Source organism: Prevotella melaninogenica, assembly GCF_013267595.1.
GTDB lineage: Bacteria > Bacteroidota > Bacteroidia > Bacteroidales > Bacteroidaceae > Prevotella > Prevotella melaninogenica_D.
Genome location: NZ_CP054010.1, coordinates 377,980 through 390,959, shown reverse-complemented (window position 1 = coordinate 390,959; position 12,980 = coordinate 377,980). Strand labels below are relative to the sequence as shown.

At 39.7% G+C, this 12,980-nt stretch carries 9 protein-coding genes; 6 read left to right on the top strand and 3 right to left on the bottom strand.

The window, feature by feature from the left end; all coding sequences use genetic code 11:
* Window positions 1-427: 427 nt before the first annotated feature.
* Window positions 428-1,789: a TrpB-like pyridoxal phosphate-dependent enzyme gene (locus tag FIU21_RS01530; protein ID WP_036885934.1), complete on the bottom strand. Its 1,362-nt coding sequence runs from the start codon at window positions 1,787-1,789 to the stop codon at window positions 428-430.
* Window positions 1,790-1,908: 119 nt separating this feature from the next.
* On the opposite strand from FIU21_RS01530, the gene FIU21_RS01525 reads away from it, so the two are divergent.
* On the top strand, window positions 1,909-3,351 hold the full coding sequence (locus FIU21_RS01525; protein WP_004359517.1) for a sodium:solute symporter: 1,443 nt from the start codon (window positions 1,909-1,911) through the stop codon (window positions 3,349-3,351).
* Between the two features lie 325 nt (window positions 3,352-3,676).
* Here FIU21_RS01525 and FIU21_RS01520 read toward each other — a convergent pair whose 3' ends face one another.
* Window positions 3,677-4,225 carry a glutathione peroxidase gene (locus FIU21_RS01520; protein ID WP_004359516.1) on the bottom strand — a complete coding sequence of 183 codons (549 nt, stop codon included), beginning with the start codon at window positions 4,223-4,225 and terminating at the stop codon, window positions 3,677-3,679.
* A 284-nt stretch (window positions 4,226-4,509) separates the two neighbouring features.
* Between FIU21_RS01520 and FIU21_RS01515 the strand changes: the two genes are divergently transcribed.
* From FIU21_RS01515 to FIU21_RS01505, 3 genes are all read left to right on the top strand, one after another.
* Entirely contained in the window at window positions 4,510-5,352 is an 843-nt protein-coding gene (locus tag FIU21_RS01515; RefSeq protein ID WP_036886022.1) for a hypothetical protein, read from the top strand.
* Window positions 5,353-6,195: 843 nt separating this feature from the next.
* Window positions 6,196-7,170, top strand: a complete 975-nt coding sequence (locus FIU21_RS01510; protein WP_004359514.1) for a bile acid:sodium symporter — start codon at window positions 6,196-6,198, stop codon at window positions 7,168-7,170.
* A gap of 2 nt (window positions 7,171-7,172) precedes the next feature.
* Complete coding sequence (locus tag FIU21_RS01505) at window positions 7,173-7,982, top strand: SGNH/GDSL hydrolase family protein (RefSeq protein ID WP_004359513.1); 810 nt, start codon at window positions 7,173-7,175, stop codon at window positions 7,980-7,982.
* A 378-nt stretch (window positions 7,983-8,360) separates the two neighbouring features.
* Here FIU21_RS01505 and FIU21_RS01500 read toward each other — a convergent pair whose 3' ends face one another.
* A complete protein-coding gene (locus FIU21_RS01500; RefSeq protein WP_004359512.1) occupies window positions 8,361-9,272 on the bottom strand; it encodes a DMT family transporter in 912 nt (303 codons plus the stop codon).
* A 349-nt stretch (window positions 9,273-9,621) separates the two neighbouring features.
* Between FIU21_RS01500 and FIU21_RS01495 the strand changes: the two genes are divergently transcribed.
* On the top strand, window positions 9,622-10,311 hold the full coding sequence (locus FIU21_RS01495; protein ID WP_004359511.1) for a peptidylprolyl isomerase: 690 nt from the start codon (window positions 9,622-9,624) through the stop codon (window positions 10,309-10,311).
* A gap of 54 nt (window positions 10,312-10,365) precedes the next feature.
* Window positions 10,366-12,864, top strand: a complete 2,499-nt coding sequence (locus FIU21_RS01490; protein WP_004359510.1) for a zinc-dependent metalloprotease — start codon at window positions 10,366-10,368, stop codon at window positions 12,862-12,864.
* The last annotated feature ends 116 nt before the right edge of the window (window positions 12,865-12,980 follow it).

Here is a 12,980-nt window from a genome sequence, read left to right as displayed (position 1 = left end):
GAAGTGGGTTTGCAATCAACAGATAATCAACCAGTTACCAGGTAACAAAGTGAAAGATGCTTAATTGGACTTCAAAAGGGCGTTAGTTAGACCTCAAAAGGGCACCTTTTGCAAGCCAATTAGGCATCTTTTAGAAGCCAAAAGAGCATGTATTGGTTTTGAACTGTACGAAAATAGTTTACAGGTTTCAACTAATGAGGGAATAAGTTGTTTATATAAGACGGATTGACATCGCACCTAATTACATTTATCGTGTAGTTTATCCCCCTTTATAAAACCATCTTATTGGAGGTGATTATACCGGTGTTGGGTGATGGTTGTTGAGTGTTGAGCCTTTATAAAACAATCTTATTTGAAGTAATCATACCATGTATGTAGATTAATCTCATACTATTAACAATCTACGCATTTAAAAGAAGAACCTTAACTATACCTTCGGAACAGTTCCAAGGTTCTTCTCTATCTCATCATCAGAGAGTGTATAGTTTCTTAAATCACCATTGATATAGGTGTCATAAGCCGTCATATCAATGAGTCCATGACCAGAAAGACAGAAGAGGATAACATCTTCTTTTCCTATTTCCTTTGCCTTCTTTGCTTCTCGAATGGCAGCTGCAATGGCATGACAGCTCTCTGGTGCGGGGATAGTTCCTTCTGTACGAGAGAAGAGGATACCTGCCTCAAAGCTTTCTAACTGTGGTATGTCCATTCCACACATGTATCCGTCTTTGAGCAATTGACTGACGATGACACCAGCACCATGATAGCGTAAACCACCTGCATGGATATTGGCTGGTTTGAAATCATGGCCAAGTGTGAACATTGGTAGCAAGGGAGTATAACCCGCTTCGTCACCGAAGTCGTATTCAAACCTGCCGCGTGTCAGTTTAGGACAGCTGTTTGGCTCTGCTGCGATAAACTCTGTATTCTTTCCTTCAAGGATATTGTGGCGCATAAATGGGAATGCAATACCACCGAAATTACTACCACCACCAAAGCAGGCTATGACCTTATCAGGATATTCCCCAGCCATTTCCATTTGCTTCTCAGCCTCCAAGCCAATAATGGTTTGGTGCAATGCAACGTGATTGAGTACTGAACCTAAAGTGTACTTACAGTTAGGTGTAGTTTTTGCCAGTTCTATAGCCTCTGAGATAGCTGTTCCCAACGAACCAGGATGTGTTGGGTCGCGTGTCACGATGTTCTTTCCTGCACGTGTAGACATTGAAGGTGAACCTTCAACCATAGCCCCAAATGTCCTCATAATCAGCGAACGGTATGGTTTCTGTTGCATGGAAATCTTCACCTGATAAACCGCTGCTTCAAGTCCATACACCTTTGCAGCGTAGGATAATGCAGCACCCCATTGACCCGCACCTGTCTCTGTTGTCACGTTCGTAACACCTTCCTTTTTACAATAGTAACACTGAGGGATGGCAGAATTGACCTTATGTGAGCCCAGTGGGTTTACACTTTCATTCTTGAAATAGATATGTGCTGGGGTGTCTAATGCTTTCTCCAAAGCATACGCACGGACAAGAGGTGTGGAGCGATAATACTTATACATATCCAACACTTCTTCGGGAATATCAATCCAAGCATGCTCACAATCAAGCTCTTGCTTAGCACATTCCATACTGAAAATTTCAGAAAGATCCTCTGCTGTCATTGGCTTACGTGTAGCCGGATGAAGTGGAAGAAGGGGCTTGGTGGGCATGTCTGCCTGAATATTATACCACTGTGTAGGGATATCTTTCTCGTCAAGTATAAATCTTTTCTGTTGTGCCATACTCTTACTCAATTATACAATGGATGAATGTTTATTGAAATATGATGTCCCACAAAGTTACAAAATAAGATTTCTTAATTGCATGAAATGATAATATTTTTAGTAATTTTGCTGCCATTATGATAATAATCGCTACTATTCTTGCATATTTTTGCATCTTATTGTTAATAAGTAGAATCACGGGACATAAAGCTGACAACGATGTTTTTTTTCGTGCAAACCGTCAGTCACCTTGGTATCTTGTTGCCTTCGGAATGATTGGTGCCAGTATTTCTGGCGTTACCTTTGTTAGCGTTCCGGGAATGGTAATGTTGAGCGATATGACCTATATGCAGACATGTTTAGGTTTTGTGCTGGGTTATTTTGCTGTTGCATATCTGTTACTTCCTGTTTATTACCACCTAAAGTTGACAACTATCTACTCTTATCTACAAACACGTTTAGGCAATTATAGCTATAAGACTGGTGCTTCATTTTTCCTATTGTCTAAGATGACAGGTGCGGCAGTGCGCTTCTATGTTGTTTGTATGATACTTCAACGTTTCGTCTTAGATGCCTACGGCATACCTTTCCCCATTACGGTTGTGTCTCTTGTGGCACTCATTTGGCTCTACACGCGTAGGGGAGGAATTCGTACACTGGTCTTGACAGACACCTTTCAGACCCTTTGTATGCTGCTTGCCCTCATTCTTATTATATATAAGGTGGTAGAAACATTAGGCATGTCGCTCCCGGAAGCAGCTCAAGCGATAGCCAATGACAGTCATTCTCATATATTTGTATTCGATGACTGGGTATCAAAACAGAACTTTTGGAAACAGTTTCTTAGCGGTATCTTTATTGTTATTGTTATGACAGGACTGGACCAAGACATGATGCAAAAGAATCTTACTTGTAAGACTTTGCGTGAAGCACAGAAGGATATGTGTACCTATGGTTTTGCCTTTGTACCTGCCAATTTACTCTTTTTATCCTTGGGTGTACTGTTAATGATGTATTTCAATAGTATTGGACAAGCCTTGCCTGACGTGCCAGACAATCTCATGTTGCAGGCTGTTGCAGGTGGACAATTAGGTACATTGGTTGTCATTCTCTTTACAATCGGTATTGTGGCAGCGTGCTTCTCCAGTGCAGACTCTGCCTTAACCGCCTTAACAACAACTTATTGTGTAGACATCTGTGGTCGTCCAAAGGATGAAAAGTTACGCAAACAGGCACATATAGGCGTGTCTATTGTGTTTATTTTGTTTATCCTTATCTTCCGTTATGTCAACTCAACGAGTTTAATAGATGCAATTTACACGATAGCTTCTTATACATATGGTCCACTCTTAGGTCTTTTTGCCTTTGGCTTATGTACCAAGCGAACTGTAAATGACAGGTTAACTCCATATATAGCAGTAGCCAGTCCGCTTCTTTGTTTTGCTTTAGATACAATCGTTTCGAGGACTACAGGCTACAATTTTGGCTACGAATTGTTGATGTTAAATGGATTGATAACATTCTTAGCATGCTTCTTTCTTCCTGCAAGAAAGCAGGGCTCGGATTGCGAAATGAAGTAAGCTTAAAACTTACTTTGCATGTTTAACTTATGTGTTATTGCCCAGCACGCATTGTGTTGTTGGTAAGCACCATTGGTGCGGAGTGCTAATTACCTTGCAATATCTTACGATAGGAAAGGCAAACAGACATTAGGTAATAACATATCTACTACAAGTAATTCCCTAATACGACGTTTGTATTTTCTGTTTAGAGGACAGCAATAAGTATGATAAATAATAAAAGGCAAAGAAAGCTAAACTCTTTGCCTTTTTATCGTTTTGTTATATGTAATTTTACAAATAGCTTTTATCCTTATTAGGAAAGAACTAATTGCAAGTCTTTATCCTACAATAACTCCTCAATCTGCTTTGCGATATTCTCAATGCTCTCTGTTGGCTCAAAGCGAGCAACGACCTGTCCCTTCTTATTAATAAGGAATTTAGTGAAGTTCCACTTAATATCTGGATTCTCCTTATAGTTTGGATCAGCCTCAGAAAGCATCTTATCGAGGATAGGGTAGAGCTTGTGTGACTCGTCCCAACCAGCAAAGCCCTTCTGCTCCTTAAGGAATTTGAAGAGAGGGTCAGCGTCTTCACCGTTCACCTTTACCTTCTTGAAGCGTGGGAATTTTGTGCCGTATGTAAGTTTGCAGAACTCATGGATACTTTCATCTGTACCTGGTGCCTGCTGTCCAAACTGGTTGCAAGGAAAATCAAGTACTTCAAATCCTTGTGCATGGTACTTCTCATAGAGTGCCTCCAACTCCTCGTAAGTTGGTGTGAAGCCACATTTTGTAGCTGTATTTACAATCAGTAGCACCTCATTAGAAAACTCTTTCAGTGAAAATGCCTTACCTTTTCTGTCTTTGACAGAGAATTCATAAACTGTTCTCATTTCTGTTTCTTATCTTCTCTTTATATAGTTTACTTATTTGTGTGTTGCAAATGTACGAATTTTATTTGTTTCTTCCTTCATTGTTTAGGAGTTTTTTAGTAATCGATTTAATTCGTAATAGATTATTGGAGATTCTTTATTCGGGTTGATGATATGGAGTGAAATCTTCTTTAATAGGGATTTCCCTATCTTCAAATAGTGTATTTACTCGATAAACATCTTATAATTTCACTATTTTTGCATCAGTAAATAAACAAAGAATAAGAATTAAATAGGATATGAGTATGAGACGAATTTCAAAGTTTTTCTTGGCACTTGCAATAGTTGCGAGTCCATTGGCATTTACAAGCTGTGACGATGATCTATGGGGAGATAATAACTATTACTATAATGATTTGGTAAATGATGCGGTACGAAACTACCTGCGTGAATACCCAAGTGGCTCGAGTTATTATACAGCTTACAACTGGTTCTATTATTATTACCCAGAAGCAACAACCCCAGAGTTCTATGCTTTCATGGATGCTGTAGGTAATAACAGTAGTTATAATTGGAATAATAACTATCGTCAGGAGGAGAACGGACAAGTAAATAAATTGGTTGCAGAAGCACAGACACTTACCGGCGAGTGGGATGGTAATATGACTCTTGAGTACACGGATGATGCAACACATCAGCGTAAGAGCAATAGTTTTAGAGTTAACATGAAGTTCTTCCAGTATAATTCTTCTACTAATTCACTTCAAGGTAATGGTGTTGAGGTAGATACTGATGCACAAGGTAATACACAGACATTGGCATTCTCTTGGAAAGTTTTGGATAATGGAAGTATTGAAATAAAGTACTCAAAGAGTGGAACTATCTTCATTCTTGATGCAAATGCTGTTAATGATGGCTTCCATTTAGGGTATGAAAGTGCAAAGGGTTATGACACCTTCTATGGTGTGGCACGTAGTACAAATACAACAGATGTTATGCGCTTTGACCTTGCTCGTCAGAGACCAGCAAATGCAAAGGCTCAAAATGCGTTGACAAGAGCTTCAAGCAAGGCTTCCTTTGGTTCTGCTAAGGAGAATGACTATGCACAGAAGACTATTGGATCAGTAAATGGTCTGCGTGAAAGATAACAAAAGCTAATCGCTTTTCTATAGCTTCATATATACTTGAATGGGTCCCACCAACTGCGAAGTTGGTGGGATTTTTTGTTCCTCCGTTAAATGCGTAGATTGTTAATAGAGTGAGATTAATCCACATACATGGTATGATTACTCTCAATTAGATGGTTTTATAAAGGGAAATAAACTACATGATAAATGTAATTAGGTGCGATGTCTATCTGTCTTATACAAACAACTTATTTCTTCATTAGTTGAAGTTTGTAAACTATTTTCGTGTAGTTCAAAACCAATACATGCTCTTTGGGCTTCTAAAAGATGCCTAATTGGCTTGCAAAAGGTGCCCTTTTGAGGTCTAACTAACGCCCTTTTGAAGTCCAATTAAGCACCTTTTACTTTACTACTTTATAACTAATTGATTTGCTGTTGATTATAGAGTTGCTTTTTATATGTGTTCTTGTCGTTAGTTATAGATGTTTTATTTGAAATTATGTAATGATTTTTCAAATTCTTGTCTATAGATTTTTGAAGTCTTAAATGAAATTGTTTTCAATGAAAGTGGATGATAAAAGGATAGATAGTTGACTATCTCAGCCATATTTTTGTTTAATGAGTTACTTCGTTTCTTACATTAAAGCAATATGAAAAGCGTCCACACATTTAACGGAAGAACCGGATTTTTGTCTTTATTCTTTGTCGTTTAATTAATGTATTCTATAATTGTAAACTCTGAATTTGTCTTAATCATATTTACGATTTTTGAATTATATTGCTGATTTTCAGTCTTTTTTCGTAACTTTGCAGCCCATTCTCTTTCTGAAAAGGGGGAGAAACTGCATGATTTGATGATTAAAGATGAGGAGAATCATACAATTTATAAAGGAGTGGACACTACCAGTGTCAATAGCTACAGGTAGCTTATTATACCTTGTTTTTGCCTTTATACCAGCCTTGGATGGCGCAGCAAACTTTTTTGCTCCTATCCTTGACGCAGCTCTTCCATTGTTTATGTTCCTCGTCTTATACGTTACCTTTTGCAAGGTAGACTTCCGTAAGCTAATTCCAGTAGGGTGGCATCTTTGGATAGCACTCTCTCAAGTGTTGATGGTTGCGGTCGTTATTGGGGCAATCTTGTTTTTTCATGTCACAGGTGATTCGCTCATATTACTTGAAGCTCTACTCACTTGTATCATTTGTCCTTGTGCCTCTGCAGCCGCAGTGGTTACACAGAAGTTAGGTGGAAACCTTGAGGAAATGACAACTTATACCTTCCTCTCCAACTTTCTCTGTGCCTTGTTGATACCAGTCTGCTTTCCCTTGCTTGATGCTGAAGCGGATATAACTTTCTGGAGTGCTTTTGTGGCAATTCTTTATAAGGTGTGTCTGGTATTGGTAGTACCGATGATTTTGGCTTATATAACGAAACATTGGCACACTTTATGTAGGTTCTATCAATGGGTAATCAGTGTGAACAACCTTAGTTATTATCTTTGGGGATGTTCATTACTCATCGTTTCAGGCACAACAGTAAAGAACATTGTCCATGCTGAGGTAGCTGTTAGCTTCCTTTTGTTGATTGCTGTATTGGCATTAATACTTTGCTTGATACAATTTGCCATGGGTAGATATATTGGTTATTTCTTCCGCAGTACGATTAATGCGGGACAGGCTTTAGGGCAGAAGAACACTGCTTTTGCTATCTGGATAGCCTACACTTATCTGAATCCATTGTCAACTGTGGGTCCAGGCTGCTACATTTTGTGGCAGAACATTATTAACAGCGTAGAGATATGGCGGTATGACCACGCCATTAAACGCAAAAATAAATAATTGTGAGAACAATAAAGTATTTTATAGTATTACTATTTCTTTTCCTCTTGTCACCTGCTGTTTCAGCGCAGGATGCTAACGGAATAAACGAACATGATGTCGAACCGGCTAAATCAGTAGAGCCAGATGTAATGCCAGTAGCTGCTAAATCTCAAACAGCTTCAGCCTCGGTAGAAGAAATGGCAATGGAACCATTGCCCACATCGACAACCCGAGTGTCACAGGTGGCAGAAAGTCGTGACCAAGTAGTACTTCTCATTGGTGATTCTATGGCTGATGGTCTTGGCTCTCGATTTAATGATTATGCCGTAAAGAACGGTTTTAAGTTTCATTCAATCGTATGGTATGGTAGCACAACACGTGACTGGGCGATTGCTGCTGACCTTCAATATCAGATAGAAAGAGTGCGTCCTACTTATATAATTATTAGCTTAGGTACCAATGACTTAGGTTATAAGGATTATAGTAGACGTGAAACAGCAATTCAAACGATTCTGAGTCGTGTTGGTAATATTCCATATGTATGGGTTGGTCCTCTCCCTTGGAAGAAGATTAAAGATAGAACAATTGTTGATGTGATACGTGAATGTACGGGTGAAGGTCGATTCTTTGACAGTAGTTCTGTCATTGCTTCTCGAGCGGATGGTATTCATCCAACACGTCAAGGTGCTGCCCTTTGGGTGGATAAGATTGTAGAGTGGATGGGCGAACCAGAGCTGAATGCAAATCCTATAGAGATGGAAAAGCCCGATTTTACTACTCGTTTCAAACATGACGAGAAGCATGGTATGGGTTATCACGGTCGTCGATAGATTTGAAATATTATTACAATCTTAATGGCTTTTATACCATGTTTCTCATCAAAACACTACTGTTTTGAATGCGTTTGTAAGCTACAGATAAACAGGAAGTTATAAAGCTGTAAGGTAATAGGTGCTTAATAGCATTGCAAAAGGGCGTTAGTTGGGATGTAACTAACGCCCTTTTGCACGTCAATTAAGCCTTAATTCGAATGCAATTAAGCCTTAATTCGAATGCAATTAAGCCTTAGTTGTTTTCTAATACTATGATTTTATTTTACAATCTGATTGATGTTAAGATGCTATTATGTGACAATGGTACCATAGAGCTTGTCTTTTGGGGACATTCTATAGCTATGGTTTCTTTGCACAAAATAGCTGTTTAGGTGTCTAACTCTTATTAATAATGTATATACCCCCTGCTGCTAATGCACCAGCTATCATATATTTGATATAGAATGTTTCGTCAAGGCATAGGCAAGAGGTAACTGCACCGACAACTGGAATCAATGAATTGTAGATAGCTACCTTACCAACAGGATTGCAAGTGAGTAGTTTGTTATAGAGCGTGAAACCTAATGTACTAATAGCGATGAGTAAGAGTAGGTAGGTAATACCTAAAAGGGTAATCTGTGGAAGTTCACCACCCATCATTAGTCCAGGGATAATCAATAATGCACCACCTATTGCTAAGCTGTAGCCAGTACCGACAAAGACATCAACACGTTTACCCAATCCACGAGTAAGTAGTGATGCTGAGGCACCACAAAGGGCGTTAAGAATAATCATTCCGTCACCTAACCAAGTGAACTGTCCACTCTCTGCTCCGCCTAAATTTAGTGATAATATACCTGCAAAACCAACAACACAACCAATGATTTTTTTCACCGTCATACGGTCGCTCTTAAAGAAGATACAAGCGAAGATAACAACAGAGAAGACACTTAACGAGTTGAGAATGGCTGCTCGTGAACCCTCACTATGAGATAGACCAAAGTAGAAAAAGGCATAATGAAGTGTGGTATTCATCATACAGAACAATAGGATATACCACCAATCGACAGGTTTTCTTACTTTGAAATCACGCTTTTTTGCACCTGCAATTGCCAATATAATCAGTCCCGAAAGACAGAAACGAATACCAGCAAAAAGCATTTTAGAGCCTGTCATATCTGCTGTGATGGCAAACTCTGAGAAACCTAATTTAATCAAGGGATATGCCCAGCCCCATGCAATTGCAGCTGTTAGGGCAAAGACTGTCACCCATAGTGGGCGTTGAAATATACTTTTTGTTTGTGTCATTGACTATTTATTACAATATATAAAAGTTATTAATTGTTTGAAATTCAGTCGTTATAATAGTTATCCTCTATTCTTACTTTAATGCTTATAGACTTGCTTTTGCAAATTATTTACGTGAAAATAAATATTTATTTACGTGAGTAGAAATCTTTATTTTCATGAAAAGAAATTCTTCTTTTCACGTAAATAATTCAAGAGGAGATATCATCAACGAGCTTCTTTTGTTGTGCAAAGGTACGTTCTTTCCTTGATATATCTGTCCTTTTAAGCGCTTTTTTGTTATCGGTTAATTAGGTTATTTGTTCTTAAATGTTTATCTTTGCGGATAATTTGCGCTTTATTAAAAAAGATGAAGAAGTTATTATATTCCTTTTTGCTGATTTTGTTTGTTGCTAATGTTCAAGCACAGTCTTTGACAGACACATTACGTCATGAAGTATTGTTGGAAACAGACAGTGGAAACATTCGTATTCAACTTTATAATGAGACACCACGCCATCGTGACAACTTCTTAAAGTTGGTGCGCAGTGGTGCCTATAATGGTGTTTTGTTTCATCGTGTTATTAAGGATTTTATGATACAGTCAGGTGATATGGCTTCGAAGACAGCAAAGCCCGGACAGGCATTAGGCGATACGCCTGAGACCTATTCGCTTCCTGCTGAGATAAATTATCCGAAGCTATTGCATCGTCGTGGCGCTGTTGCTGCAGCACGTGAGAGCGATGATGTCAACCCGAAGCGTGAGTCATCTGCCTCACAGTTCTATATTGTATGGGGAATAAAGTTCTCTGACGGACAGCTTGACTGGGCGCAGGAACGCCTTAACGCACATACAGATAGTACGGTACAGATGACACCTGAGGTACGTCAGATATATAAGGAGGTGGGAGGAACACCTCATTTGGACGGACAGTACACAGTTTTTGGACAAGTGTTGGAGGGCTTAGATGTTGTTGAGCGTATTCAACGTCAGCCTGTTGATGCAAACGACCGACCATTGGTTGATGTCCGTGTTCGTAAAGCAACCGTATTAAAGTAAGGTTGTCTTTATTTATTCTATGTGTAAATATAAAGTAAAGTTACTAATAAATCTATGTCAATCAACAAAAAAGCAACAGCCTGTCTGTTTGCGCTTATGCTCGGAAGTGGAGTAGGCGTAGCAGGCAACAGGTATGTCTATCGTGCTGTAAAAGACACTATCACACAGCGTAAAGACACTACAAAACAGAATATTCAGAAAGAGAAAGCACCTGAGAAAGAAAAGGAAAAGCCTTCTGCTTATGATCAACTCGTGAAGAAAAAAGGAAGTGTTCAGAATGGACTCTTTACCGTAAGACATATTGATGATCAATGGTATTTTGAGGTTCCTGACTCTATTATTGGTCGTTATCTGCTTGCTGTGACTCGTTTTACAGCTGTTCCACAGAACTTTGGTAAGTTTGCTGGAGAGGCAGTTAACCAACAGACGGTTTATTTTGAGCAGCGTGATGACAAGACAATGTTGCTTCGTGCCTACGTCCTTTCACAAGAGGCTAACCCTAAGAGCAGTATTTCTCGTACGTTGAAAGCTTCTACGGCTGACCCTATTGTCGCTTCATTTAAGGTAATTGGTCGTAACAAGGATACAAAGGCACAGTTGATTGATGTTACACCATTGTTTGTTAAAGATAATGCAGTTCTTAGTGTGTCTTCAAACGACTCTAAGCAGTTGAAGTTAGGTGGACTGATGTCTGACCGTACTTTCATTGATACGATGAAGGTTTATCCTATTAATGTAGAGATTGCAACGACACGTACTTATTCAAGTTCACCTTCTTCTGTACCCGCTTCTTATACAGGTGCAATGACCATCGGCCTGAATACCAGTGTTGTCCTTCTTCCGAAGGTGCCTATGCGTAAGCGAGTATGGGATAATCGTGTGGGCTATTTCACGAACAGATACACTATCTTCAGTGATGACCAGACCAAGACAGATCGTCAGCAGTTTATCTCTCGATTCCGTTTAGAGCCTAAAGATAAGAAGGCATACGCAAAGGGTAAGCTTTCAGAGCCTATCAAACCTATCGTATTCTATATTGACCCCGCCACTCCAAAGAAGTGGGTTCCTTATCTCATGAAAGGTATTGAGGATTGGAATGTAGCTTTTGAGGCAGCTGGTTTTAAGAATGCAATACAGGCAAAGGAGTGGCCTAACGACCCAACAATGAGTGTTGATGATGCTCGTTTCAATGTTCTTCGTTATCTTCCAGCTGAGATAGAGAATGCATACGGACCTCGTATTGTTGACCCACGTAGTGGTGAGATTATCGAGAGTCATATCTGTTGGTATCATAATGTGATGAACCTCTTGACAAAGTGGTACTTCACACAGTGCGCTCCATTGGACAAGCGTGCGCAAACGGTACACATGGATGATAAACTCATGGGTGAGTTGATTCGCTTTGTGTCAAGTCATGAGGTGGGACATACTATCGGTCTACGTCATAACATGGGTGCAAGCCATGCTACACCAGTAGAGAAGCTGCGTGATAAGAAATGGGTTGAGGAACATGGTCATACTGCCAGCATCATGGACTATGCTCGTTTCAATTACGTTGCACAGCCAGAAGATGGCATTTCTGAGCGCGGACTCTTCCCACGTGTGAACGATTACGACAAGTGGGCAATCCGTTGGGGCTATCAGTATCGTCCAGAGTTCAAAGATGAGATGGATGAGAAGGAGAAGTTGATGACTGAGACAACAGCCATTCTTGCTAAGAATCCGCGTCTTTGGTTTGGTGGTGAGGGTAAGAATGAAGACCCACGTGCACAGACAGAAGACCTTGGAGATGACAATGTGAAGGCGAGTGATTATGGTATTAAGAACTTGAAACGTATCGTTGCAAAACTTCCAGAGTGGACACGTCAGCCTAACGACCAGTACGAGGACCGCATGGAAATGTGGCGAAGTGTTGTTGGTCAGTATGGACGTTATACGAATCATGTACTGAAGAGCATTGGTGGTCGTTACATTAACAATATGCCTGGGCAGAAACCTTATGAGGTTGCACCAGCTAAGAAGGGTAGAGATGCTGTCGACTATATCGGTCGTCAGGTGTTTGAAGCACCACTTTGGCTTTATCCTTCATCTATGACTGATATTGCAGGTACCGACCTTGTCGACGAAATCAGTACTTATCAGGATCGTATTCTGAAGGTGATGATGAACGGAACCATTATGGATAAGATTTATAAGGACCAGCGTGAGGCAGGTGCTTATCAGTTCAAAGACTATCTTAATGATTTGTTCCACAGTGTTTGGAAACCACTCACTGGTCTTAATGATATGCAGGTACGCACACGTCGCTTACTCGAGCGTAACTATGTAGACCAACTGAATAGCCTTTTAAATCCTGTTCAGAAAGACAAACCAACCGTTGCTGACCGTGCAAGTAATTCAGATATTATGCTCTATCTCATGCAGCATTTAGATACTGTTGAGCAGTTCTGTAAGGCACAAGCAGCACAAAGTGAAGGCATTAACCTCCTTCATTACAACGATTTGTTACGTCAGATTAAGCTGATTCGTGAGCGTCGTGTGACAGTAAAGTAATTGTTTAAATAAACTTCTAACCATATACAAGAAGTCTATTCGTCTTTTATGGTTGTGATAATCGTCCATAGTAGAGTCTGAAACTCTGCTATGGACGATTTCTTTAAGCGTAGTTT

Excerpts from the sequence above, each read along its gene's own strand:
- FIU21_RS01530 (WP_036885934.1), bottom strand. The coding sequence starts at position 1,789 with ATGGCACAACAGAAAAGATTTATACTTGACGAGAAAGATATCCCTACA.
- FIU21_RS01525 (WP_004359517.1), top strand. The coding sequence starts at position 1,909 with ATGATAATAATCGCTACTATTCTTGCATATTTTTGCATCTTATTGTTA.
- FIU21_RS01520 (WP_004359516.1), bottom strand. The coding sequence starts at position 4,225 with ATGAGAACAGTTTATGAATTCTCTGTCAAAGACAGAAAAGGTAAGGCA.
- FIU21_RS01515 (WP_036886022.1), top strand. The coding sequence starts at position 4,510 with ATGAGACGAATTTCAAAGTTTTTCTTGGCACTTGCAATAGTTGCGAGT.
- FIU21_RS01510 (WP_004359514.1), top strand. The coding sequence starts at position 6,196 with ATGAGGAGAATCATACAATTTATAAAGGAGTGGACACTACCAGTGTCA.
- FIU21_RS01500 (WP_004359512.1), bottom strand. The coding sequence starts at position 9,272 with ATGACACAAACAAAAAGTATATTTCAACGCCCACTATGGGTGACAGTC.
- FIU21_RS01495 (WP_004359511.1), top strand. The coding sequence starts at position 9,622 with ATGAAGAAGTTATTATATTCCTTTTTGCTGATTTTGTTTGTTGCTAAT.
- FIU21_RS01490 (WP_004359510.1), top strand. The coding sequence starts at position 10,366 with ATGTCAATCAACAAAAAAGCAACAGCCTGTCTGTTTGCGCTTATGCTC.